Below are 21,472 nucleotides of genomic sequence, written 5' to 3' on the forward strand. Positions count from 1 at the left end.
TTTCGGTCGGAGATGAATCGACTGCATCCGCAGTCTCGTCAAAAGGAGTACAGCAATGAACACCAGTGCAACGACCATCTCGGGTGTTGGCGCGGTGACCGGCTACGGGTGGGGTCGCGACAGGCTCTGGTCCGGACTGACATCGGGAAAGTCGTGTGCGTCACTTCATCCCGGCTTCGGTACCAGCCTCGACGATCCCGGATGGGTGGCGCGCATCCCCGACGACGGTGATAGCGCCGACGGGAAAACCCGATTCTCCCGAGCCATGCGATGGTCTGCCCGGGAAGCCATCCACGATGCAATGGCCCGTGGGTGGACACCGGGTCCACGAGTCGGACTGATCAGCGCCGTCGTCCTCGGCGACCTGGACATGTTCCCGATGATCGTCCCCGGCACAGCGGCCTCGTTCACCGGCCGTGAGTATGTGTCGGTCACGCCGTCGACACCGGTGTCGCTGCTCATGCAGGAGTTCGGGTTTCATGGTCCGGCGATGTCGGTGTCGGCGATGTGCACCTCAGGGATCGGCGCGGTGATCACCGCCAAGATCTGGCTCGACAGCGGGATGGCCGACGACGTCATCGTGGTGGCCACCGATCTCTCGGCCACTCCTGAGGTGGTGCGCATGTTCGTGCAACTGGGAGTCGCGATCACCGATGTCGATTTCCTCGATTCGTGCCGGCCCTTCCAACAGGGAAGCCGTGGCTTCGGTTTCGGTGAGGCATCGGTCGCATTCACGATGACCAACCGGCCGTCCGCCGGGTACGGGCGGGTCCTGGGCGGATCGATGTCGCACGACGCCTTTCACGCCACCTCCGTCGACCCGACGCTGACCCAGGTCACTGCGTGCGTTGACGCCGCACTCGCATCCGCCGGTGTCGGCGGCGCCGACATCCGGTACCTCAACGCCCACGGCCCGGGCACTGCACAGTGCGACGCCGCCGAAGGTGCCATCGCCCGCACACGCACACCGAATGCGGAAGTGTTCTCCGTCAAACCACTCGCCGGTCACTGCCAAGCAGCCGCCGGGGCAGTCGAACTGGCGGCGACGCTTTTGGGTCACCAGCACGGCGGCCTGCCGGCACCGCCCCAGGTCGCCGACCCCGCGTTCCCGGCGGTGCTCAACGGAAGCGCGCCCATGGAACACGGGCTCACGCTGAAGACCTCTCTCGGGATGGGAGGACACAACGCTGCCGTCGTCATTGGCCCGATGTCCTAGCTCCGCGACCGAGCCGGCAGCAGCGAGGCTCCTGCCCTTTTGTGGGGCAGGAGCCTCAACTCGTCCCGTTCACTACGGAAAGTACGATTGTTTCGGTTCCATCGCACCGCACGTAAGTATCGTCGTGTATTTGTCGCGACCGTCGCCGAACGGATGGGTGCCGATCCCGCCCAGGTGTCGAGATTCGAGACCGGTGGGACCAACCCGACGATGTCGACGATTCGGCGCTACGCCAAAGCCGTCGGCGCGCTCGTCACGATTCGCGTCGAGCGATGCGAGCAGGCTGCGGCCACGCCCAGAACGGTGGGTGCGACCGGAACGGTGGGCGCCGCTCCTCGGTAGGCTCCACCTGTGAACCCGACCGTCTTTCGCCGCACCCAGCTGGTGCTGCTTGTGATCGGGGTGGTCGTTACCACGATGGGGTTGGTGATGATCGCGGGGTGTCACCGCAACGACACGCAGATCGACGCCAACAAGGCGACCGTGACCGCCGACGTCGTCTCCGCCGACGCCCTGCACGCCGCGGTCAACTTCCAGACTGCCGACGGCCAGTTCCACAGCCCGCGACTCGGGCTCCTGTACCCGACCGAGCTGACCCAGGGGCAGCGGATCAAGGTCGACTACGACGCCACCAACCCCGACCTCGCGCGCCCGACCGGCCGCAACTGGACCCTCGCGATCATTCCCGGGCTATCGGTGGCGGTCGTCGGGTGGGTTCTTGTCGGTGTGGTGATGTTGACTTTGGCCGAGATCAATCGGCGGCGGCTGCAGCGGAACTCCGACGACGGTCAGGACGAGATCACCGAGCGGGAGCCGTCGGAGACGAGCACGGCCTGATCGTCGGTGATGAACAGCAGTGGGAAGCGGTCGGCGTAGCGGGTGCGGGTGTCGTCGACGACCTGCGTGCCGCCGACGATGCCGTCGGCGTGCGGGATGACGACGACGTCGACGAGTCCCCATGCCTCGGTGGAATCCAGTGGTGCGGTCTCGGTGGCGTCGTCCATCAGGGACACGGGTTCGATGTCGGGGCCGGTGATCGCGGCGCCCGCGCTGACGCCGATGTAGGGCAGGCCGGCGCGGACCTTTTCGATCAGTGCCTGTTCGGCGCCGGTGGTGCGGAACACGTGCAGCAGGTGAAAGGTGTTGCCGCCGCTGACGAAGACGGCGTCGAGGGTATCGAGGTCTGCGGCGAACTCGGGGCTGGTGGGGTCGAGTTCGACCAGTTCGCAGCCGAATCCTTGGAGCGCCTCGCGGTCGACCTCGAGCCAGGCGGGATCGGGGTAGAGCGACGACGCGGTGCCGATGAAGCCGACTCGCGGGCGTGCGGTGGCGGTCGTCGTCCGGAGGAAGCCGGGGACGGCGTCGAGCCAGCGGCTGGCCAACAGTAGGTTCACGCGTCCAGTGTGTGGGTTGGGACAGAGTTCACCGGTGTTTCGGTCGTTTGTCACGTGTTCTGGGTTCGGGCGACAGGTGGCGCGCCGACACTGGCGGCATGCGCGTCGCGATCGTGGCCGAGAGTTTCCTGCCGCAGATCAACGGGGTCGTCAACTCCGTCCTGCGGGTCGTCGACCATCTCGAACGCACGGGACACACGGCCGTGGTGATCGCTCCCGACACCGCTCGCGGGGAGGAATCCGCGCCGCGGCTGGTCGGTCGACACACTCCGGTGCACCTGGTGCCGTCGGTGAAGGTGCCCAAGGTGACCTCGCTGCCGGTGGGGGTGCCGATGCCGTCGCTATACCGGGCGGTGCGCGACTTCGAGCCCGACGTCGTCCACCTCGCGTCGCCGTTCGTCGTCGGCGCGGCCGGCGCGGTGACCGCCCGACGCCTCGACGTCCCGTCGGTCGCGGTGTTCCAGACCGACGTCGCGGGATTCGCCGAAAGCTACGGCCTGGCGATCACCTCGCGGTTGGCGTGGCGCTACACCCGACGACTGCACGACATGTGCGACCGCACCCTCGCGCCGTCCAGCGACACCATGAATATGCTTGCCGGACATGGTGTTCCGCGACTGTACCGGTGGGGACGCGGCGTGGATGTGGATCTGTTCGCGCCGTCGTTGCGTTCCGACGCGCTGCGTTCCGCTTGGGGTGCTTCCGGCGGGCGGCTGGTGGTCGGGTTCGTGGGGCGGCTGGCGCCGGAGAAGCACGTCGAGCGGCTGGCGTCGCTGGCACGCGATACGTTGGTGCAGCTGGTGATCGTGGGGGATGGACCCGAGCGGTCGCGGCTGGCGTCGCTGATGCCGGGTGCGGTGTTCACCGGGGAGTTGCGCGGGCCCGAATTGGCGCGCGCCTACGCGAGTTTCGACGTCTTTGCGCATGCCGGGGAGCACGAGACGTTCTGCCAGACCATCCAGGAGGCGATGGCCAGTGGGGTGCCGGTGATCGGGCCCGATGCGGGTGGCCCGCGGGACCTGGTGGCGCACTGTAGAACCGGATATCTGTTGCCGCCCTTGGAGTTTGCCGATCGACTGCCGGCGGTGGTGGACGTGCTGCGCGACGACGCCCTGCGCGCCGAGTTCGGTCGGGCGGCGCTCGCGGCGGTGCGGTCGCGGACGTGGGGATCGGTGTGTGAGCAGTTGGTGGGGCACTACCGCGCGGTGATCGAGGGGGAGCAGGTGGTGTCGCTCGCGGGGTGAGGGCAGAGGGTGTCTCCTCGATCGGTAGCGGTGCTCGTGATCGTCGGCGCTTCAGGCATGCTGCTGAGGCTATATAACTGGATATATAGTCGACTCGAGGGATGGCAATGGCGATTACCAGCGTAGATCTGGACCCGGAACTGATTGAGCGTGCCCGATTGCTCACGGGCGAGCGATCCAACAGGGCCGTCCTCGACCTCGCGTTGCGCAGGCTTATCGCGTCCAAACAGAAGGCCGCAATGATCGACGGGATCGCAGGGCTGACCGACCTCGAGAGTGAGCTCGGCGCTCCTGTCGTCTCACCGAGCGATTCCGAGTCTGCGTGACCGACTACTTGGTCGATAACTCGGTCTGGGCGAGACTGGCCGCAGGAGATGCCGGCATCACCGCACGGCTGCGCCGCATCGAGCGAGCACCGGCAGATCTATTCGTTACCTGTCCACCGCAGGTCCTCGAGTTCTGCCACAGCGCTCGGACACATGAGGAGCACGTGCATTACCGAGAACAGATATCCCTCGGGTTCCTGCTTGAGCACGCGCCCGACGAATCGCTCGTGCTGGACATTCAGGCAGAGCTGTGGAATGCGGGGCTCGTTCGCGCGGCTGGATCGATCGAAATCCTCATAGCCGGTTATGCCATCGTCAACGATGCGACGGTGCTCGCGGCGGACCGTGACTTCGAGCACATCGCCAGAGTGACAGCTTTGCAGTTCGAGTACATCGCACCGTCGTCGTGAGGTTGCCATGGATCACCGAGGGTGACCCTGAACTCTGGGCTCGACGACACTGACCCGTAGCGTGAAAGTCGTTGGTGCGGACCTGTTTGGCCCGGCGCTTCGGGATGCCGGTCTGCGTTCGGCGCGCCGAGTTCGGTCGGGCGGCGCTCGCGGCGGTGCAGTCGCGGACGTGGCCGTCGGTGTATGAGCAGTTGGTGGGGCACTACTGGGCGGTGATCGAGGGGGAGCAGGTGGTGTCGCTGGCGGGGTGATCGCCACATTCCGCTGGGCGCACGGTAACGGTGAGGTCCGGTTCGGGTGCATTACCACCCGGGCCGGGTCTCCTATCCGGAACAATACGGGAGGTGAATACCGATGGCCAGGCGGAATTGATCGTCGGAGCCAACATTCGGGTCGGCCTCGTCGGCGCGCCAGAACTGACCCTCGAACCAAGCCACCCTGATCTTCGGGCTTGACGACGCTGACCGGTAGCGTGAACGCCATGGCAGGCACAACCGGCGACGCACATGTGGAACGGGCATCCCTCGACAAGGACCCCGCCGAGGTCGCGGCCATGTTCGACGGCGTGGCCAAGCGCTACGACATCACCAACACGGTGCTCTCCTTCGGGCAGGACCGGGGGTGGCGCAAGAAGACCCGCGCGGCGCTGGCGCTGAAGCCGTCAGACATCGTGCTCGACCTGGCCGCCGGCACCGCGGTGTCCACGGTGGAACTCGCCCGCTCCGGCGCACACTGCATCGCCGCCGACTTCTCCCTCGGCATGCTCAAGGCCGGTGCCCGACGCGACGTGTCGAAGGTGGCGGCCGATGCGTTGGCGTTGCCGTTCGCGGACGAATCCTTCGATGCGGCAACGATTTCCTTCGGACTGCGGAATGTACAGGACGTGCCCAAGGGGCTATCCGAGTTGTATCGGGTGCTCAAACCCGGTGGGCGGCTGGTTATTTGTGAGTTCTCGACACCGGTTTTGCGGCCGTTTCGCACTGTGTACATGGAGTACCTGATGAAGGCGCTGCCGTCGGTGGCGACGAAGGTGTCGAGCAATCCGGCCGCGTATGTGTATCTGGCGGAATCGATTCGGGCGTGGCCGGATCAGTTCGGGCTGGGGGATCTGATTCGGGACGCGGGGTTTGAGCAGGTGCGGTGGCAGAATCTCACCGGGGGGATTGCGGCGGTTCATTCGGGGGTGAAGTAGTTCTCGGCTGATTGCCGCAGTTGTCATCGAATGGGTGGTTTCGATGCGCTCGGCTCCTTTGTCGCCGGGCTTACTCAACCAGCGGTGGAGCGGCTCAGCTGGCGGACTCCTCGGCGGGAGCGCGGAAGGGGCAGCCGGGGGCGAGTGTGGGTTCGAAGGTGCCGAGGTCCTCGAGGCGGTAGCCGTCGGGGTAGCCGCGGACTTCTTTGGTGTCGCGGGCAAACAGGGGGTCGCGGCGCGGGGAGGCGACGAGGCGGATGGCCAGGCCGCGGGCCTTCAGTCCGGTACGCACGAGGAGGCGTTCGACGGCGGTTGGCTTGGGATAGTGGAAGGCAGTCAAGAGCCGATCGTCCATGAGCGCGAACGACATTCGACGGACCGCCGCGCGCGGCAGCAGACGATAGGGCAGGAAGGTGCCGAGCAGGTCGAGGGTGGCGTCGGCGACGGCGAGTGACTCCGTGCGGAAGTCGAAGTTGGCGATCTCGTAGGACTCGTAGAACGCCTTGAAGTCGTCGTAGGTTTCCGGAATGTCCTTGATGGCCATGTGTTTACCGAGCTTGCGGTAGTAGTTTGTCAGCGCGGTGACCTCGTGCGGGGTCATCCGCCGCCATTCGTAGGCATTGACCCACTCCACCGGGCAGACCACGAAAGTGGCCAGGACGTAGAGCATGTCGTCGCCTGCGATGTCGTACATGGCGTGCATCTGGTTGATGCGGCGGATGCCGGCGCGGCCGGCCGGGGTGTCGAAGCCGTGGGCGACCGGGGCGTCGAGCAGCAGTACCGTGTCGTCGTAGCGCTTCTGCGTGTGCTCGGTGAATTGCCTTGTGTGATAGAGAAGTTCGCCGATCGACGGCACCGCGTAGGTGCGGAAAAGCGCGAAACTCAGCGCCTGGGTGATGCCCCAGGGGAACTCGAGCGTGCCGAGCTTCTGCGCGATCAACTGTGCGTCGGCCTCCGCGTCGAGGGTGGCCATCTCGCCGCGCAGCGCATACCGCGCGGAGATGCGATTCTGCACGGCATGCTTGGCGCGGGTGGCAGTGGTCTGCACGGCGGACATGCGATGGAACATATCACCGTTTTCGTCTCATTGGAAAGGTGGGCGGTGATCCAATCGTGCGGATCCGCGGCCGGCGGTACGCCAGGCACGGGCGACGAGGTCGGTGTCCTCGGCGGTGATCAGGTTGCCCATCACGCGCACGACCAGTGACATCAGCCGTGCCGACCGGATGCCGGGGCGGCCCAGCGTGGGCACGGCCTGCGGGACGGTGAGCACGCCGGCGAGGCGTCGCGCCGCGGAGAAGGCCAGGCCGTAGTGGTCGATGAGGAGGTCGCGCCAGCGGGTGGTGTGGTCGGGGGAGCGGCGGGTGTCGTCGAGCAGTTCGACGGCGAGGCGACCGGTTTCCAGGGCGTAGTCGATGCCCTCCCCGTTGAGCGGGTTGACGCAGGCGGCGGCGTCGCCGATGAGCATCCAGTTGCGGCCGGCGACCCCGCTGACCGCGCCGCCCATCGGCAGCAGCGCCGAGGTGAGGCGTTGCGGGGTGCCGTCGATCTGCCAGTCGTCGCCGACCATCCGTGCGTAGTGCTCGAGGATCGGTCGTAAGGCCATGTGCGCCGGTCGTTTTGCGGTGGCCAGGGCGCCAACGCCGACGTTGAGTTGGCCGCGGCCCAGCGGGAAGACCCAGCCGTAGCCGGGCAGCAGTGCGCCGTCGGGGTCGCGCAGTTCCAGGTGTGAGCCCATCCAGTGGTCGTCGGCGCGACCTGACGCGACGTAGGCGCGGGCGGCGACGCCATAGGCGGTGTCGCGGTGCCATTCCCGGCCGAGGAGCTTGCCGAGTCCGGAGCGCACGCCGTCGGCGACGATGACGTCGCGCACGGCGATCTCGTGCGGCCCGCCGGGGACGGCCACGGTGACCGACGCGATGCGGTCACCGTCCATGGTGACATCAACAGCCTTGGCGCCCTGCAGCATTCGTGCTCCGCGGGAGACGGCGAGGGCGCGGATCTCTTCGTCGAGTTCGACTCGGGTGACGGCGCTGCCGTAAGTCGGGAACCGGCCCGACGGCCACCGCACCTGTTGGCTCGCGCCCCAGCCGTGCAGGGCGAGACCGTCGATGCGGGGGCGGTCGTCGAGGTAGCCGCCGAGACCCAGTTCGTCGAGTTCGGCGACCGCGCGGGGGGTCAGGCCGTCGCCGCACGTCTTGTCGCGGGGGAAGGCCGCGGCGTCGACGAGCACCACGTCGTGTCCGGCCGCGGCGGCGTGCGCGGCCGCGGCCGATCCGCCCGGCCCGGCACCGACGACGAGGACCTCGGCCCGCGTGGGAATGTCGCTACTCACCCGACCAGTATGTCGGGACCGTGGAGCGACTAGTGTCTGCAGCAGGCCCCGACTGCGGTCGGGGCCGTCGCGACCGCAGACGAGATGGGGCACGAGAGCACGTGAAGTCCACATTCGCCGGGCTGGACCTGGGTACCGACGAGTTCGCCGATACCGTGCGGGCGTCCTTGGCGCGCGTCGAGGACCTGCTGCTGACCGAGTTGTCGTCGGGAGACGACATCATGACCGAGGCCGCCACCCACTTGGCGAAGGCCGGCGGGAAACGGTTCCGCCCGATGTTCGCGATCCTGGCGTCGCGGTTCGGGCCGAATGCCGACAGCCCCGACGTCATCACCTCGGCCACCGTCGTCGAGATGATCCACCTCGCGACGCTCTACCACGACGACGTGATGGACGAGGCGCCGATGCGTCGCGGCGCACCCAGCGCGAATGCCCGCTGGACCAACAGCATCGCCATCCTGTCCGGCGACTTCCTGTTCGCCCGCGCCTCACGCCTCGTGTCGACGCTGGGACCGGACGCGGTGCGGATCATCGCGGAGACCTTCGCAGAGCTCGTCACCGGGCAGATGCGTGAAACCATCGGTTCGCGCGGCGCCGACCCCATCGACCACTACCTGCGGGTGGTGTGGGAGAAGACCGGGTCGCTGATCGCCGCGGCCGGGCGATTCGGGGCGATGGCCTCGGGTGCGACGCCCGACGACATCGAACGACTGTCACACCTCGGCGATATCATCGGCACCGCCTTCCAGGTGTCCGACGACATCATCGACATCAGTTCCGCCTCCGGCGATTCGGGCAAGACGCCGGGCACCGACCTGCGCGAGGGCGTGCACACCCTGCCGGTGCTCTACGCGCTGCGTTCCGATGACCCCGCCTCGCGACGGCTCTCCGAACTGCTGCTCGACCCGCAGACCGGACTGGCCAAGCCGGTCACCGACGACGCCGCGGTGGCCGAGGCCATCGAACTGCTGAACGGGTCGGCGGGGATGGCCGCGGCGCATGATCGGCTGCGGGCCTACGCCGACGAGGCGAGTGGGGTGCTCGCGGAGCTGCCCGACGGGCCGGCGCACACCGCGCTGTCGTCGTTGGTGAGCTACACCATCGACCGCACGGGATAACTCCGGAAACTCTGCCGGTCATCCGTTCGTTTGCGAAAGTGAGAGGGCTCGCCGATGACCGGCGGGGCCGGTGTTTCGTGGAGCGAGGGACTGATGCATTTCAACGGCCTGAAGACTGCGGGTCTGATGATCCTGATGTCGGTGATCATCGTGTTCATCGGCTCGTTGTTCCGGAACCCGACGATCCTGTGGTTCTCGGTGATCTTCGCTGTCGGTACCAACGCGTACGTTTACTTCAACTCGGCCAAGCTGGCGCTGCGGTCGATGCACGCGCAGCCGGTCACCGAGGTGCAGGCGCCGGCGCTATACCGGATCGTCCGCGAACTCGCGACGACGGCCCGCCAGCCGATGCCTGCGCTCTACATCAGCCCGACCGAGTCGCCGAATGCCTTTGCGACCGGGCGTAACCCGAAGAACGCCGCGGTGTGCTGCACGGCCGGCATCCTGCGGCTGCTCGACGAGCGAGAGCTGCGGGCGGTGCTCGGGCATGAGCTCTCCCACGTCTACAACCGCGACATCCTGATCTCGTCGGTCGCCGGCGCGATGGCCGCGGTCATCACCGGCCTGGCCAACATGGCGTTCTTCATGGGCGGCAACCGCAACGGGCAGGGTCCCGGGCTGATCGGCGTCCTGCTGATTTCGCTGCTCGCGCCGTTTGCCGCGGCGCTGATCAAGATGTCGGTGTCGCGGTCGCGGGAGTACCAGGCCGACGAGTCGGGTGCGGAATTGTCGGGTGATCCACTGGCCCTGGCGTCGGCGCTGGCCAAGATCAGCGGCGGCATCGACCAGGCGCCCCTGGCCCCGACCCCGCAGATCGAGTCGCAGTCGCATCTGATGATCGCCAACCCGTTCCGGGGCGGGGGCATGGCGAAGATGTTCTCCACCCATCCGCCGACCGCGGACCGCATCGCACGGCTGCAGGAGATGGCACGACGGGGGCCGCACTCGGGGAGTTAGTCATGTCCCAGGCGGGATCTGATCCGGCCGACGACAACGGGATCGTTCTGTTGCCGTCGGTGCCGGGGCACGTCGTGACTGACGCGATGGTGGCGGATTCGTTGGCGGACGAGTTCCCTGACGCGGTGCAGTCGTCGGAAAACGTTCAGCGGAACGCCGGGGTGAGCGACTCCGGATCTGACTGAGCGGTGCGTGACCGGACCACTCAGGTCGCAGCGACATGAACAATCAGCGACAAGCGGGGGCATCCTGCGACGGGAGAGTGCTCAGTCGACGCGGCTGTGGTTGCCGTCGGCACGATTGTGGTTGCTGTCGGCGGGAAGTTGGTTGCTGTGGGCGCTGCTGTGGTTGCTGTGGGCGCGAAGTCGGTTGCTGTCGGCGTCGCGGGGCGCGGCTACCGGTAGTTGACGAACTGCAGGGCGATCCCGAAGTCCTCACCCTTGAGCAGGGCGATGACGGACTGCAGGTCGTCGCGCTTCTTGCTGGAGACGCGCAGTTCGTCGCCCTGGATCTGCGCCTTGACGCCCTTGGGGCCCTCGTCTCGGATCTTCTTGGAGATCTTCTTGGCGTGGTCGGAGTCGATGCCCTGCACGAGATTGCCGGAGATCTTGTAGGTCTTGCCCGACGCCTGGACCTCGCCGGCGTCGAACGCCTTGAGCGAGATGTCGCGGCGGATCAGCTTCTCCTTGAACACCTCGAGGCCGGCCTGGGCACGTTCCTCGGCGTCGGAGGTGATCACGATCGTCTTCTCGCCGGACCAGTCGATGCCGGTGTTGGTGCCGCGGAAGTCGTAGCGCTGGGAGAGTTCCTTGGCGGCCTGGTTGAGGGCGTTGTCGACCTCCTGGCGGTCGATCTTGCTCACCACGTCGAACGATGAATCAGCCATGGGAGACAGGGTAGACCGCGCCACACGAGCGGCGTGAGAACCGCCCGGCAAAACCGCCCTGTCGCCGAAACCGCCCCTGGTGGAGGCGGCGTCGACGCATCGTCGTCGGCGCTGCTCTGGAGGGCGGACTTGCAGGGCGGATTTGCCGTTCCAGGTGAGTCGACGCGTGCTGGGCGTCAGGCGCGGGGTGGGTCGCGGGGAAGGGGCGACGGGTGGTGTGCGGTCCGGAGAGGGCCGCGGACCTGGCGATGAACCGACGATGACCTGCGGGTTTGCGTGGACCCGAGGTAGTCGTTGTATTCTTCACGGCGTTGTTCTTGCGGTCGGAAACGGCCAACGGGACGGCACGGCAGATTGCCCGAGCGGCCAATGGGAGCGGACTGTAAATCCGTCGCGAAAGCTACGCAGGTTCGAATCCTGCATCTGCCACAACGAGGTGAATCGCTGGAGTTTCGGCGCTCGCCACCGGTCGTCGGAAGACGATTTGGTGGGCGCCGGTTCTAGTGTGTAGTCTCGTTAAGGCTCTCGAGCCGCCCACGCGAGTGGGTGACCCGGGCACGCCCCCTTAGCTCAGTCGGTAGAGCGTTTCCATGGTAAGGAAAAGGTCAACGGTTCGATTCCGTTAGGGGGCTCGCTGGACTCCAGTCCAACGTGGCGGTGTAGCTCAGCTGGTTAGAGCGCACGACTCATAATCGTGAGGTCGAGGGATCGAGTCCCTCCACCGCTACAAAGCGGTTCCGACCAGCTTGGAGCCGACCTGCTAGAACGGGCGAGCACCGCCCCCGACGTACCACCGAAAGAAGGCAGCGAAGTGGCCTCCTCAACAGATGTCCGCCCCAAGATCACCTTGGCGTGCGAGGTGTGCAAGCACCGTAACTACATCACCAAGAAGAACCGTCGCAACGATCCCGATCGCCTCGAGATCAAGAAGTTCTGCCCGAACTGCGGCAAGCACCAGGCGCATAAGGAATCGCGCTGACGACTCGGTGACCGAGTCGCACGTCGGCTCCGTCGCAATTTCATAATCTTGATCACGGGCTGTCTCGCACAACGCGAGACAGCCCGTAATCGTTAAGACAGCTGCACCCGCGTCCGCGCGGAGGTGCGGCGAAGGAGCGAAGAGCATGACACAGATCACCGAAGCAGAGATCCAGGCCCGGATCGGCGGCGTCAAGTCCGGGGCGAAGCTCACTCCGGAAGAGATCGCCGCGCACACCCAGGAGATGGTGGGCTTCAAGTACACCGTTGACGACTACTACGAGATCGGTCGCGAAGAGGTCCGCAAGCACGCACTGGCCGTGCAGGACGCGCACCCGACCCACTGGAGTGAGGACGCGGCGCGCGAGATGGGGCACGAGACCCTCATCGCGGCACCCACCTACGTCTCGGTGCTCGGCATCATCGCGCAGCGCAAACTCTTCGAGGACGTCGTCACCGGCTACGACCTGTGGCAGATCATGCAGACCGATCAGCGCCTGGTGTACCACCAGCCGATGAAGGTCGGCGACCAGCTGGTGTGCGACGTGTCGCTCGACTCGTTCCGCCACATCACCAGCCCCGAGACGATCGACCTGATGGTCACCAAGAACGTCATCTGGAATCAGCATCACGAGCCGGTGATGACCACCTGGACGTCGCTGGCCGCCCGTCCCGGCATGGAGGTCGATCCTGAGCTCGAGGCGTCGCTCGATCACGTGATGATGAAGATCGACAAGACCGGTGTCGCCGGCAAGACGGTGTTCGCCGACCCTGATCGGCTGAACGAGCCCGACCCCACCCAGAGCCCGGGCGCGTACGCCGCGGTCGACTTCGACACCCTGACCGTCGGCCAGGAACTCGCCCCGAAGCGGTTCCTGCTGACCCGCGGCAACCTGACCAACTACGCCGGTGTCGCCGGCGACCCGAACCCGATCCACTTCTCCGACCACGTCGTCAAGGCGGCCGGGATGGACGACGTCGTCGCCCACGGCATGCAGACGATGGGTCTCGGCGCGACCTTCATCTCCGAGTTCATCGGCGACCCGGCCGCGTTCTGCGAGTACAACGTGCGCTTCACCAGCCCGGTGTACGTGCCCATCGACGACAGCGCAGCCGTCGACTTCACCGGCAAGGTCAAGTCGCTGGACCCGGAGACCCGACGCGGCACCATCGCGATCATCGCCAAGCAAGGCGATCGGAAGATCTTCGGGCGTGCGCAGGCGGTTGTGCAGTTCAACTGAGATTGCCGCTCTCGGGAGCTGCGGTGGTAGTGCCCGTTTCGACACGCTCGCTCGGCTAGCGCCTCGCGGGCTGCTCAACGAGCGGTTGGGGAGCACCGCAGGTGTAGAGCCTCGCGGGCTGCTCAACGAGCGGTTGGGAAGCACTGCAGGTGTAGCGCCTCGCGGGCTGCTCAACGAGCGGCTGGGTGGCGCTTTCCGATCGATGGTTGAGCAGTCGACGAGGCGCTAGCCGAGTCGACGTCCGTCGAAACCATCCCCGTAGCCGGCGCAGTAACCCGGCTGCGCACGGTGAAGGCCGCGCAGGCGATCACCGCGAGTCCGCCGACGACGAGGGCTGCGGTGAGTTGTTCGCCGAGCAGCAGCACCGACCAGAGGACCGACAGGATGGGCTGCACGAGCTGCACCTGACTGACCGTGGCCATCGGGCCGATGGCCAGGCCGCGGTACCAGGCGAAGAAGCCGAGGAACATGCTGATCGCGGACAGGTAGGCGAAGGCGGACCACTGTCCGATCGTCGCGTGTGGCGGGGCGACATCAACGCGCCACACCGTCATCGCGGTCATCACCGGCGACGCCAGCACCAAGGCCCAACTGATGGTCTGCCAGGACCCGAGCCGCCGCGACATCAGGCCGCCCTGGGCGTAGCCGATGGCACCGAGCCCGACCGCGCCGAACAGCAGCAGATCCGCGACGCCGGCACCGCCGATCGAGCCGTGGGCGGCGACGGTGAAGCCGATGGTGGCGGCCACACCGCAACTCGCGCCCACCCAGAATCGTCGGGTGGGGCGTTCGCCCGCCATGGTCACCGCCGCGACCGCGGTTGCGGCGGGCAGCAGTCCGACGACGACGGCCGCGTGCCCGGCGTCGGTGGTCTGCAGCGCGAGCGAGGTGAGGATCGGGAACCCGGCGACCACACCGAGCGCCACCGGGATCAGTCCCAGCCACTCGCGCGGCGTCGGTATCCGGGCGCCGCCGATCAGCAGCGCGCCGGCTGCCAACAGCGCGGCGATCACTGCGCGTCCGCAGCCGATGAACAGCGGGTCGAGGCCGCCGACGGCGATGCGGGTGAACGGGATGGTGAAGGAGAAGGCGGCGACCCCGATCAGGCCCCACGCCGCTCCGCTGGTCGATAGCGGTGACGCGGAGGAAACGATAGCGCTACTATGTTCTTTCATGTCTGACGATAGCAGTACGCGGATCGCGCGTCACCTGCGTTCTCTGGCCGCCGCAGCCGACGCGGGCACGAAACTGCCGTCGACGCGTGCGTTGGCCGAGCGGTTCGGCGCCGGCCCGGTGACGGTGCAGCGGGCGTTGGCCCAGCTCGTCGCCGAGGGGGTAGTGGAAACCCGTTCGGGTGCTGGAACTTTCGTGCGGAAGCGGCAGGCTGCCGTGGCTCCGGTCGACGTGTCGTGGCAGACCGCAGCGCTGGGTCCGGAGCGGCCGGGCATGCCCACGATCGGGTCGAGCATGCGGCAGATCCCGCACGACTCCATCGCCATGCACAGCGGTTACCCCGAGGCCGAGCTGATGCCGCTGAAGGAAGTCCGAAGTGGTTTCGCGCGGATCGCCCGCCGCGACGACGCCTTCACGCGGCCACCGACCGCCGGGCTGCCCGATCTGCGGCGCTGGTTCGTCGACGACCTCGGCGCCGACGGCTGGCGCGACACCGACGCGGTCATCACTTCCGGGGGACAGGCGGCGCTGGCTGCGACGTTCCGCGCGCTCACCACACCCGGCGACGCGATCGTGATGGAGTCGCCGACCTACTGGGGTGCCATCGCGGCGGCCCGGCAGGCGGGATTGGTGATCGTGCCGGTGCCCCGCACCGACGGTGCGCCCAGTGCGTCCGACCTCGACGACGCCCTCGCCTCCTCCGGCGCCCGCCTCGCCTACGCGCAACCGACGTTCGCCAACCCGACCGGCGACGTGTGGAGTCCCACGCAGCGCGACGCGGTGCTCGCGGTGGCGCGCGACCATCGGGCGTTCGTCGTCGAGGACGACTGGGCGCACGACTTCGCGATGGACGGACCCGCGCCCGCTCCGCTGATCAGCACCGACCGCGATGGACACGTCATCTACATCCGGTCGCTGACCAAGAGTCTCTCGCTGAGCGTTCGGGTGGCCGCGCTCATCGCGCGTGGTCCTGCCCGGGCGCGGATCGAGAACGCACTGACCGTCTCCGACCTCTACGTCGCCCCGGTGCTGCAGGCGGTGGCGCTCGACGTGGTGTCCCGGCCGGCCTGGCGGACCCACCTCACGCGGCTGGGTCGGGCGTTGCAGGGGAGGCGGGATGCGCTGGTCGGCGCGCTGGCGGCGGGTGCACCGATGATCGAGGTGACATCGGTGCCGCGGGGCGGTCTCAACCTGTGGGCGTCGTTGCCGGCGTATGCGGCCGACGGGAATCCGACCGATCCCGACGTCGTCGCGGCCCGGGCGCTGTCCGCGGGGCTGTCGATCGCGCCCGGTAGTGAGTGGTTTCCCGCCGAGGCGACGGGACCGTTCGTGCGGCTGAACTATGCGGCCGCGGGGCCGGATCGCTACGACGAGGCGGTGGGAATTCTGCTGCGGTCGCTGTGAGGGCGGCGGTTATCCGCCTACGCGCGCGCACAGCGCGGTTGCACGACAATTATTGACGTGCGACCGCGCTACGTGCGCGGTTGGGCGAGTCACCCGGTGTTCGTTGCCGAACCGCGCCGAGCGTGGCGGCCGTGGGTGCCGCCGGATGCGAGCGACGCGTATGGTCGAGGGAGCGCAGGAGGTCGTCGGCAAACCCGTTTTGGGTTCGGCACCACCCGTGTTCTACACTGAAGTGTCAGGTTGATTCTTGACTTGCGCGCTGCCCATAGGGTGGCGCGTTGGTTTTGTCGGGAGTCAAACGGCAGTGACCACCCCGGTGGTCGCAAAGGGGCGTAGCTCAACTGGCAGAGCAGCGGTCTCCAAAACCGCAGGTTGCAGGTTCAAGTCCTGTCGCCCCTGCCCTGGAGAGGGCACACATTGACGAGAGGACCTCGAAAGTGAGCAAGCGAGATCGGGCTTCGGCCGCCAAAGACGCCGCGGAGGACACCGCGGCCGAAAAGGCCGGCGAGGAGCTCGAGGTTCGCGCCGACGACGCGGAGGACACCGAACTCCGCCCGTCCGGCAAGCGCTCGTCTCGTGGTCGTCGTTCGTCGACGAGTGCCTCCACCACCGACGGCGATGCGGATTCCGACAAGGGTTCGGTCGCGGTCAAGGAACGCAAGAAGGCGTCTGCCGGCGAGAGTCGCAATCCGTTCGTGCGGATCTGGACTTTCCTGAAGCAAGTCGTCGCCGAGCTGAAGAAGGTCATCTGGCCGACCAGGCGCGAGATGATCACCTACACGATCGTCGTGCTGATCTTCGTCATCGTGATGACCGCCTTCATCTCGGGCATCGACCTGGGATTCGCCAAACTGATTCTCTGGGCGTTCGGCTGAGTCGGCCCGCACGGGTCACGACGCCGAGAGCCGTGAGGATCGAACCGACAGAGGAGCGTGGGCTGCAGTGAGCACCCCGGAGAACGAGATCGAGGCCGGCGACGTCGACGTCGCACTGGCCGACACCGCCGTCGATGAGGGCGCCCTGGACGAGACCACCGATCCGGGCGTCGAGGCCCAGTTCGAGGCCGCCGAAGACGAAGAAGCCGCCGTCGAGGGTGGCGAAGCCGCTGTTGAGGCCGCTGAAGACGCCGAGGTGATCGAGGCCGCTGACGACGCCGCCGCCGAGGAACTCCCGGCCGAGGAGGCCGAGGAACTCGATCCCGCCGAAGAGCTGCGCAAGCAACTGCGACGCGCGCCGGGCGAGTGGTACGTGATCCACAGCTACGCCGGGTACGAGAACAAGGTGAAGGCCAACCTCGAGACCCGCGTGCAGAACCTGGACGTCGGCGACTACATCTTCCAGGTCGAGGTGCCGACCGAAGAGGTCACCGAGATCAAGAACGGCCAGCCGAAGAAGGTCAACCGCAAGGTGCTGCCCGGCTACATCCTGGTCCGCATGGACCTCAACGACGAGTCGTGGGGCGCAGTGCGCAACACCCCGGGTGTCACCGGGTTCGTCGGGATGACGTCGAAGCCGTCGCCGCTGACCCTCAACGAGGTGATGCAGTTCCTGATGCCGCGCGTGGAGGCCAAGAAGCCGGCCGCCGCGAAGGGCTCGGGCGAGGGCGCCGAGATCGCCGCTGCGTCGTCGGCGCCGGTCATCGAGGTCGACTTCGAGGTCGGCGAGTCGGTCACGGTCATGGACGGTCCGTTCGCCACGTTGCCCGCGTCGATCAGCGAGGTCAACGCCGAGCAGCGCAAGGTCAAGGTGCTGGTGTCGATCTTCGGTCGCGAGACGCCGGTGGAGTTGAACTTCAACCAGGTCGAGAAGATCTAGCGCGACCTCACATCAAAAACTTTCACGTCTCCAGCGGGCGTGAATTTGCAAGGAACAAACAAGGAACAAGAGATGCCTCCCAAGAAGAAAAAGCTCGCCGGCATCATCAAGCTCCAGATCCAGGCAGGTGCGGCCAACCCGGCTCCGCCCGTGGGTCCGGCGCTTGGTCAGCACGGCGTGAACATCATGGAGTTCTGCAAGGCGTACAACGCGGCGACCGAGTCGCAGCGCGGCAACGTCATCCCGGTTGAGATCTTCGTCTACGAGGATCGCTCCTTCGACTTCAAGTTGAAGACCCCGCCGGCTGCGAAGCTCCTGCTCAAGGCTGCCGGTCTGCAGAAGGGCTCCGGCGAGCCGCACGTCAAGAAGGTCGGCAAGGTGAGCATGGACCAGGTCCGTGAGATCGCCAAGACCAAGCAGGAAGACCTCAACGCCAACGACATCGACCAGGCCGCGAAGATCATCGCCGGTACTGCGCGGTCGATGGGGATCACCGTCGAGGGCTAGTCGCCCTTACCCGGTGGTCTCGATACGCCCTCGGCTAGCGCCTCGGGCTACTCGACCAGCGAAGGTAAGTCTCAGCGAGACACCGTGGGAGGGCCGGCTCGGCCCTGCAGACCACACACCCGAATCATCATCACGGAGAAAGAACAGAGCATGACTCAGAAGAGCAAGGCCTACCGCGCAGCCGCGGAGAAGGTCGATCGTGACAAGCTGTACAGCCCGCTGGAAGCTGCGCAGCTTGCGAAGGACACGTCGTCGAAGAACACCGATTCGACCGTCGAGGTCGCCATTCGCCTGGGCGTTGACCCGCGCAAGGCCGACCAGATGGTCCGCGGCACCGTCAACCTGCCCAACGGCACCGGTAAGACCGCCCGCGTGATCGTGTTCGCCACCGGCGACAAGGCTGCCGAGGCCACCGCCGCCGGCGCCGACGAGGTGGGCGCCGAGGATCTGATCGAGAAGATCCAGGGCGGCTGGCTCGACTTCGACGCCGCGATCGCCACCCCGGACCAGATGGCCAAGGTCGGTCGGATTGCGCGCGTGCTCGGCCCGCGTGGCCTGATGCCGAACCCGAAGACCGGCACCGTGACCCCCGACGTCACCAAGGCCGTCAACGACATCAAGGGCGGCAAGATCAACTTCCGCGTCGACAAGGCAGCCAACCTGCACTTCGTCATCGGCAAGGCGTCGTTCGACGCCAAGCAGCTGGCGGAGAACTACGGCGCCGCGTTCGACGAGATCATGCGCGCGAAGCCGTCGGCCGCGAAGGGCCGCTACGTCAAGAAGGTGACCGTTTCCACCACCACCGGCCCGGGTATCCCGGTTGACCCGTCGGTGACCCGGAACTTCACCGAAGAGGCGCAGGCCTGATCGGCTGAACCGAGATCTCGAAGCCCCCGACCAATGGTCGGGGGCTTCGTCGCGTCAGAGGTGGGTCCGACGTGAACGTTGAGTGTCGTTTATCCCGGATCGGCCGCGTGGTCGGGCAAAGGCGATAAGACTGGTATCGACCTGTACGCAGTGTGACCGAGACACGAGGTGATGGATGATGGCGATGGACAGGCGCAACACCAAGCTGGCGATCATCGGGGCTGGGGCCGTGGGCACCGCGGTGGCCTACGCGTCGCTGATCCGTGGCGTGGCGCGGACCGTCGCGATGATGGACATCAACAAGCCGAAGGTCGAGGCCGAGGCGCTCGACATGTCGCACGGCCTCGAGTTCATTCCGCGCGCCGACATCCTGGGCAGCGACGACATCGAGGTGTGCCGCGATGCCGACGTGGTGGTGTTCACCGCGGGCGCCAAGCAGAAGCCGGGGCAGTCGCGGCTCGAACTTGCCGAAGCGACAATCGGTTTGACGCAGAAGATCATGCCGGGCGTGCTGAAGGTCGCGCCGAATGCCATCTACATCATGGTCACCAACCCGGTCGACATCGTCACCTACGCGGCGCTGAAGTACAGCGGACTGCCGAGCACACAGCTCTTCGGGTCGGGCACCGTGCTGGACTCGTCGCGGCTGCGGTTCCTGATCGCGCAATACACCGGTATCGCGGTGCAGAACGTGCACGCCTACATCGCCGGCGAACACGGCGACACCGAGATCCCGCTGTGGAGCACCGCGTCCATCGGCGGTATCCCCTTGCTCGAGTGGCAGCCGCTGCCGGACCATGATCCGTTGGATGAGAAGGCGCGCAACGAGATTCACCACGAGGTGGTGCACGCCGCATACAAGATTATCGAGGGTAAGGGGGCCACCAACTACGCCATCGGTCTGGCCGCCACCCGCATCGTGGAGGCGGTCTTCAACGACGAGCACCGAGTGCTGCCGGTCTCCACGGTGGCGGAGGGATTCGCCGGGCTCGAGGACGTGTGCCTGTCGCTGCCGTCGCTGGTCGACCGCAACGGGGCCAGTCGACGGCTGGAGATCCCGCTGTCCGCGGACGAGCGGGCCGGTCTGATGGCGTCGGCGGAGACCTTGCGGGGGATGCAGGCGAAGTTCGGCCTATGAGTTGGGTTGCGGTGCAGTGTTGTTCGTCTGACTGACGATCGCCTGCAGGGCCGCGACGTGTCCGTCGAAGGCGGCGCGGCCCGGCTGGGTGAGTCGGGCGCGTACCGTTCTCCGGCGACCGGTCGGTTGACGGTCGGTGCTCACATAGCCGGCCGCCTCCAATGTGGCCAACTGTTTGGACAGCGCCGAATCCGACAGTCCGAGATGGTCTTTCAGATAGGCGAACGCGACCCAGTCGGCGGCGGCGAGCGTGGCGACAAGGGTCAGCCGGGTGCTCGGATGGATCAGCTCGTCGAAGCGTGCGGCGGTCATGCGCCGATCCATCGGCGGATCGCGGCGAAGACGTGTGGGCCGCCGAGGCCGAGGATCGCCGCGACGACGACCGACGACCAGATCCCCGGTAGCGCCGCACCGGCGGCGTCGAGGGCGAGCGCGAGTCCCACGGTGAGCGCGACGGCCACCAGCAGGATGCCGATCACGATGAACGGGACGCGCCGATCGGCCGTGGCCCGGCTGACCTGCAGGCGCCGGTTGGGGCGTCGGCCGTCGAGAAGTCGGGCGGCCACGGTCGAGTGACCCGCTCCGAAGGCCAGCGTCGCGAGGGTGGTGACCCAGGCCGGCGCGAGGGCGCCGATGACGCCCAAAGCGATCCAGCCGGCGGCCATTGCCCACCAATAGGCGCGCGGCAGGCCCACTTCCGCGGAGACCTGACGGCGTGCTTGGTCGACCTGGCTCAGCGCGTCGCGGGCCTGGTCAGGAGTGATGTCGGCCATGGCGGGCCCCTTCGTCGGGATTACTTTCCGGGTGGGAAAGTGGTAGGTCCATCGTTGACTTTCCTGGTTGGAAAGTCAAGGGATGTTTGATAATGACCTGGTGATTCATGATTCTGTGCGGCGTGAGAACATGATGCAGCTGAGCCGAATCCGCCGAAAACAGTGCGTGCGGGCGCTTGAGCAATGATGAAGTGGAGACGATGACCGTGGTGCAACGCTCGCGAATGACGATTCTGGGTTTGATGGTGACCGTGTGTGCCGCGACTGCGCTGCCGCTCGTGGTTGCCGCGCCGGCGCAGGCTGCGACCTCGTACTCGAACTGCAAGGCGCTCAACGCCGATTACCCGCACGGCGTCGGCCGTTCCGGCGCCGTCGATTCGACGTCGGGGACACCGGTCACCAACTTCACCGTCGACGGCGATTTGTACAACTCGAACACCGGCCGCGATCGCGATGGTGATGGCATCGCTTGCGAGAAGCACTGATCCGTCGTCGGTG

At 66.8% G+C, this 21,472-nt stretch carries 27 protein-coding genes and 4 tRNA genes; 24 read left to right on the plus strand and 7 right to left on the minus strand.

What is annotated here, in order from left to right; all coding sequences use genetic code 11:
• The first annotated feature begins 55 nt into the window (after positions 1-55).
• From AAFP30_RS16265 to AAFP30_RS16275, 3 genes are all read left to right on the plus strand, one after another.
• A complete protein-coding gene (locus tag AAFP30_RS16265; protein ID WP_419230997.1) occupies positions 56-1,216 on the plus strand; it encodes a beta-ketoacyl synthase N-terminal-like domain-containing protein in 1,161 nt (386 codons plus the stop codon).
• Positions 1,217-1,303: 87 nt separating this feature from the next.
• Positions 1,304-1,558: a helix-turn-helix domain-containing protein gene (locus AAFP30_RS16270; protein WP_419230998.1), complete on the plus strand. Its 255-nt coding sequence runs from the start codon at positions 1,304-1,306 to the stop codon at positions 1,556-1,558.
• A 9-nt stretch (positions 1,559-1,567) separates the two neighbouring features.
• Positions 1,568-2,053, plus strand: coding sequence for a hypothetical protein (locus AAFP30_RS16275; RefSeq protein WP_419230999.1), 486 nt, complete (start codon positions 1,568-1,570; stop codon positions 2,051-2,053).
• Here the strand turns inward: AAFP30_RS16275 and AAFP30_RS16280 are convergent.
• Complete coding sequence (locus AAFP30_RS16280) at positions 2,005-2,610, minus strand: Type 1 glutamine amidotransferase-like domain-containing protein (RefSeq protein WP_419231000.1); 606 nt, start codon at positions 2,608-2,610, stop codon at positions 2,005-2,007. The genes AAFP30_RS16275 and AAFP30_RS16280 overlap by 49 nt on opposite strands.
• Positions 2,611-2,708: 98 nt before the next feature.
• Between AAFP30_RS16280 and AAFP30_RS16285 the strand changes: the two genes are divergently transcribed.
• The 5 genes from AAFP30_RS16285 to AAFP30_RS16305 all read left to right on the plus strand — a co-directional run bounded on the left by AAFP30_RS16285 (position 2,709) and on the right by AAFP30_RS16305 (position 5,782).
• Complete coding sequence (locus AAFP30_RS16285) at positions 2,709-3,854, plus strand: glycosyltransferase family 4 protein (RefSeq protein ID WP_419231001.1); 1,146 nt, start codon at positions 2,709-2,711, stop codon at positions 3,852-3,854.
• Between the two features lie 107 nt (positions 3,855-3,961).
• Entirely contained in the window at positions 3,962-4,180 is a 219-nt protein-coding gene (locus AAFP30_RS16290) for a type II toxin-antitoxin system VapB family antitoxin (protein WP_419231003.1), read from the plus strand.
• On the plus strand, positions 4,177-4,590 hold the full coding sequence (locus tag AAFP30_RS16295; protein ID WP_419231004.1) for a PIN domain-containing protein: 414 nt from the start codon (positions 4,177-4,179) through the stop codon (positions 4,588-4,590). Before AAFP30_RS16290 ends, AAFP30_RS16295 begins: the two co-directional genes overlap by 4 nt.
• A 71-nt stretch (positions 4,591-4,661) precedes the next feature.
• Positions 4,662-4,841, plus strand: a complete 180-nt coding sequence (locus tag AAFP30_RS16300; protein ID WP_419231005.1) for a hypothetical protein — start codon at positions 4,662-4,664, stop codon at positions 4,839-4,841.
• Positions 4,842-5,071: 230 nt separating this feature from the next.
• Positions 5,072-5,782 carry a demethylmenaquinone methyltransferase gene (locus AAFP30_RS16305; protein ID WP_419231006.1) on the plus strand — a complete coding sequence of 237 codons (711 nt, stop codon included), beginning with the start codon at positions 5,072-5,074 and terminating at the stop codon, positions 5,780-5,782.
• Between the two features lie 94 nt (positions 5,783-5,876).
• Here AAFP30_RS16305 and AAFP30_RS16310 read toward each other — a convergent pair whose 3' ends face one another.
• Both AAFP30_RS16310 and AAFP30_RS16315 read right to left on the minus strand, forming a co-directional pair.
• Entirely contained in the window at positions 5,877-6,839 is a 963-nt protein-coding gene (locus AAFP30_RS16310) for an oxygenase MpaB family protein (protein ID WP_419231007.1), read from the minus strand.
• A gap of 27 nt (positions 6,840-6,866) precedes the next feature.
• Positions 6,867-8,117, minus strand: coding sequence for a geranylgeranyl reductase family protein (locus tag AAFP30_RS16315; protein WP_419231008.1), 1,251 nt, complete (start codon positions 8,115-8,117; stop codon positions 6,867-6,869).
• Between the two features lie 101 nt (positions 8,118-8,218).
• Between AAFP30_RS16315 and AAFP30_RS16320 the strand changes: the two genes are divergently transcribed.
• The 3 genes from AAFP30_RS16320 to AAFP30_RS16330 all read left to right on the plus strand — a co-directional run bounded on the left by AAFP30_RS16320 (position 8,219) and on the right by AAFP30_RS16330 (position 10,377).
• The gene (locus AAFP30_RS16320; protein ID WP_419231009.1) at positions 8,219-9,235 is read left to right on the plus strand and encodes a polyprenyl synthetase family protein; all 1,017 of its coding nucleotides are present in this window, start codon (positions 8,219-8,221) and stop codon (positions 9,233-9,235) included.
• A gap of 93 nt (positions 9,236-9,328) precedes the next feature.
• The gene (gene htpX / locus AAFP30_RS16325) at positions 9,329-10,192 is read left to right on the plus strand and encodes a zinc metalloprotease HtpX (protein ID WP_419231251.1); all 864 of its coding nucleotides are present in this window, start codon (positions 9,329-9,331) and stop codon (positions 10,190-10,192) included.
• Between the two features lie 2 nt (positions 10,193-10,194).
• Positions 10,195-10,377, plus strand: coding sequence for a hypothetical protein (locus AAFP30_RS16330; RefSeq protein ID WP_419231010.1), 183 nt, complete (start codon positions 10,195-10,197; stop codon positions 10,375-10,377).
• Positions 10,378-10,586: 209 nt separating this feature from the next.
• On the opposite strand, the gene AAFP30_RS16335 is transcribed toward AAFP30_RS16330, so the two are convergent.
• Positions 10,587-11,078, minus strand: a complete 492-nt coding sequence (locus AAFP30_RS16335) for a YajQ family cyclic di-GMP-binding protein (protein WP_419231012.1) — start codon at positions 11,076-11,078, stop codon at positions 10,587-10,589.
• 348 nt (positions 11,079-11,426) lie between these two features.
• On the opposite strand from AAFP30_RS16335, the gene AAFP30_RS16340 reads away from it, so the two are divergent.
• The 5 genes from AAFP30_RS16340 to AAFP30_RS16360 all read left to right on the plus strand — a co-directional run bounded on the left by AAFP30_RS16340 (position 11,427) and on the right by AAFP30_RS16360 (position 13,297).
• Positions 11,427-11,507, plus strand: a tRNA-Tyr gene (locus AAFP30_RS16340).
• 130 nt (positions 11,508-11,637) lie between these two features.
• A tRNA-Thr gene (locus tag AAFP30_RS16345) sits at positions 11,638-11,710 on the plus strand.
• Between the two features lie 21 nt (positions 11,711-11,731).
• Positions 11,732-11,805 (plus strand) — tRNA-Met (locus tag AAFP30_RS16350).
• An 84-nt stretch (positions 11,806-11,889) separates the two neighbouring features.
• Complete coding sequence (gene rpmG / locus AAFP30_RS16355) at positions 11,890-12,057, plus strand: 50S ribosomal protein L33 (protein ID WP_003929651.1); 168 nt, start codon at positions 11,890-11,892, stop codon at positions 12,055-12,057.
• Positions 12,058-12,202: 145 nt separating this feature from the next.
• Positions 12,203-13,297 (plus strand): fused (3R)-hydroxyacyl-ACP dehydratase subunits HadA/HadB, encoded by a 1,095-nt coding sequence (locus AAFP30_RS16360; RefSeq protein WP_419231013.1) that lies wholly within the window; start codon positions 12,203-12,205, stop codon positions 13,295-13,297.
• Positions 13,298-13,467: 170 nt separating this feature from the next.
• Here the strand turns inward: AAFP30_RS16360 and AAFP30_RS16365 are convergent, their stop codons facing one another.
• Positions 13,468-14,472, minus strand: coding sequence for a DMT family transporter (locus AAFP30_RS16365; RefSeq protein WP_419231015.1), 1,005 nt, complete (start codon positions 14,470-14,472; stop codon positions 13,468-13,470).
• On the opposite strand from AAFP30_RS16365, the gene AAFP30_RS16370 reads away from it, so the two are divergent.
• The 7 genes from AAFP30_RS16370 to AAFP30_RS16400 all read left to right on the plus strand — a co-directional run bounded on the left by AAFP30_RS16370 (position 14,471) and on the right by AAFP30_RS16400 (position 20,201).
• Positions 14,471-15,874 carry a PLP-dependent aminotransferase family protein gene (locus AAFP30_RS16370; protein WP_419231016.1) on the plus strand — a complete coding sequence of 468 codons (1,404 nt, stop codon included), beginning with the start codon at positions 14,471-14,473 and terminating at the stop codon, positions 15,872-15,874. The two genes, AAFP30_RS16365 and AAFP30_RS16370, sit on opposite strands and share 2 nt — an antisense overlap.
• Before the next feature lie 326 nt (positions 15,875-16,200).
• Positions 16,201-16,273 (plus strand) — tRNA-Trp (locus tag AAFP30_RS16375).
• A 38-nt stretch (positions 16,274-16,311) separates the two neighbouring features.
• The gene (gene secE / locus AAFP30_RS16380; RefSeq protein WP_419231017.1) at positions 16,312-16,749 is read left to right on the plus strand and encodes a preprotein translocase subunit SecE; all 438 of its coding nucleotides are present in this window, start codon (positions 16,312-16,314) and stop codon (positions 16,747-16,749) included.
• A 67-nt stretch (positions 16,750-16,816) separates the two neighbouring features.
• Complete coding sequence (nusG, locus tag AAFP30_RS16385) at positions 16,817-17,689, plus strand: transcription termination/antitermination protein NusG (RefSeq protein ID WP_419231019.1); 873 nt, start codon at positions 16,817-16,819, stop codon at positions 17,687-17,689.
• A 72-nt stretch (positions 17,690-17,761) separates the two neighbouring features.
• Positions 17,762-18,196 (plus strand): 50S ribosomal protein L11, encoded by a 435-nt coding sequence (gene rplK / locus AAFP30_RS16390; protein WP_419231020.1) that lies wholly within the window; start codon positions 17,762-17,764, stop codon positions 18,194-18,196.
• Between the two features lie 150 nt (positions 18,197-18,346).
• Positions 18,347-19,063 carry a 50S ribosomal protein L1 gene (gene rplA / locus AAFP30_RS16395; protein ID WP_419231021.1) on the plus strand — a complete coding sequence of 239 codons (717 nt, stop codon included), beginning with the start codon at positions 18,347-18,349 and terminating at the stop codon, positions 19,061-19,063.
• A gap of 184 nt (positions 19,064-19,247) precedes the next feature.
• Positions 19,248-20,201, plus strand: a complete 954-nt coding sequence (locus tag AAFP30_RS16400; RefSeq protein ID WP_419231022.1) for an L-lactate dehydrogenase — start codon at positions 19,248-19,250, stop codon at positions 20,199-20,201.
• Here AAFP30_RS16400 and AAFP30_RS16405 read toward each other — a convergent pair.
• Both AAFP30_RS16405 and AAFP30_RS16410 read right to left on the minus strand, forming a co-directional pair.
• Positions 20,196-20,513 (minus strand): transcriptional regulator, encoded by a 318-nt coding sequence (locus AAFP30_RS16405; RefSeq protein ID WP_419231023.1) that lies wholly within the window; start codon positions 20,511-20,513, stop codon positions 20,196-20,198. The two genes, AAFP30_RS16400 and AAFP30_RS16405, sit on opposite strands and share 6 nt — an antisense overlap.
• Positions 20,510-20,974 carry a hypothetical protein gene (locus AAFP30_RS16410; RefSeq protein ID WP_419231024.1) on the minus strand — a complete coding sequence of 155 codons (465 nt, stop codon included), beginning with the start codon at positions 20,972-20,974 and terminating at the stop codon, positions 20,510-20,512. The genes AAFP30_RS16405 and AAFP30_RS16410 overlap by 4 nt, the downstream gene beginning before the upstream one ends.
• Before the next feature lie 200 nt (positions 20,975-21,174).
• Here AAFP30_RS16410 and AAFP30_RS16415 point away from each other — a divergent pair, with 200 nt between their 5' ends.
• Positions 21,175-21,459 carry an excalibur calcium-binding domain-containing protein gene (locus AAFP30_RS16415; RefSeq protein WP_419231025.1) on the plus strand — a complete coding sequence of 95 codons (285 nt, stop codon included), beginning with the start codon at positions 21,175-21,177 and terminating at the stop codon, positions 21,457-21,459.
• Positions 21,460-21,472 lie beyond the last annotated feature (13 nt).

The sequence above is a fragment of the Gordonia sp. CPCC 205515 genome, from assembly GCF_048537925.1.
Taxonomy (GTDB): Bacteria; Actinomycetota; Actinomycetes; order Mycobacteriales; family Mycobacteriaceae; genus Gordonia.

What these genes read in the sequence shown, in the direction of transcription:
- AAFP30_RS16415 (WP_419231025.1), top strand. Translation starts at nt 21,175, where the DNA reads ATGACCGTGGTGCAACGCTCGCGAATGACGATTCTGGGTTTGATGGTG.
- AAFP30_RS16410 (WP_419231024.1), bottom strand. Translation starts at nt 20,974, where the DNA reads ATGGCCGACATCACTCCTGACCAGGCCCGCGACGCGCTGAGCCAGGTC.
- AAFP30_RS16285 (WP_419231001.1), top strand. Translation starts at nt 2,709, where the DNA reads ATGCGCGTCGCGATCGTGGCCGAGAGTTTCCTGCCGCAGATCAACGGG.
- AAFP30_RS16290 (WP_419231003.1), top strand. Translation starts at nt 3,962, where the DNA reads ATGGCGATTACCAGCGTAGATCTGGACCCGGAACTGATTGAGCGTGCC.
- AAFP30_RS16310 (WP_419231007.1), bottom strand. Translation starts at nt 6,839, where the DNA reads ATGTCCGCCGTGCAGACCACTGCCACCCGCGCCAAGCATGCCGTGCAG.
- AAFP30_RS16335 (WP_419231012.1), bottom strand. Translation starts at nt 11,078, where the DNA reads ATGGCTGATTCATCGTTCGACGTGGTGAGCAAGATCGACCGCCAGGAG.
- AAFP30_RS16370 (WP_419231016.1), top strand. Translation starts at nt 14,471, where the DNA reads ATGTCTGACGATAGCAGTACGCGGATCGCGCGTCACCTGCGTTCTCTG.
- rplA (WP_419231021.1), top strand. Translation starts at nt 18,347, where the DNA reads ATGACTCAGAAGAGCAAGGCCTACCGCGCAGCCGCGGAGAAGGTCGAT.
- AAFP30_RS16400 (WP_419231022.1), top strand. Translation starts at nt 19,248, where the DNA reads ATGGACAGGCGCAACACCAAGCTGGCGATCATCGGGGCTGGGGCCGTG.
- AAFP30_RS16360 (WP_419231013.1), top strand. Translation starts at nt 12,203, where the DNA reads ATGACACAGATCACCGAAGCAGAGATCCAGGCCCGGATCGGCGGCGTC.
- AAFP30_RS16265 (WP_419230997.1), top strand. Translation starts at nt 56, where the DNA reads ATGAACACCAGTGCAACGACCATCTCGGGTGTTGGCGCGGTGACCGGC.
- AAFP30_RS16405 (WP_419231023.1), bottom strand. Translation starts at nt 20,513, where the DNA reads ATGACCGCCGCACGCTTCGACGAGCTGATCCATCCGAGCACCCGGCTG.
- AAFP30_RS16365 (WP_419231015.1), bottom strand. Translation starts at nt 14,472, where the DNA reads ATGAAAGAACATAGTAGCGCTATCGTTTCCTCCGCGTCACCGCTATCG.
- AAFP30_RS16330 (WP_419231010.1), top strand. Translation starts at nt 10,195, where the DNA reads ATGTCCCAGGCGGGATCTGATCCGGCCGACGACAACGGGATCGTTCTG.
- rplK (WP_419231020.1), top strand. Translation starts at nt 17,762, where the DNA reads ATGCCTCCCAAGAAGAAAAAGCTCGCCGGCATCATCAAGCTCCAGATC.
- AAFP30_RS16305 (WP_419231006.1), top strand. Translation starts at nt 5,072, where the DNA reads ATGGCAGGCACAACCGGCGACGCACATGTGGAACGGGCATCCCTCGAC.
- htpX (WP_419231251.1), top strand. Translation starts at nt 9,329, where the DNA reads ATGCATTTCAACGGCCTGAAGACTGCGGGTCTGATGATCCTGATGTCG.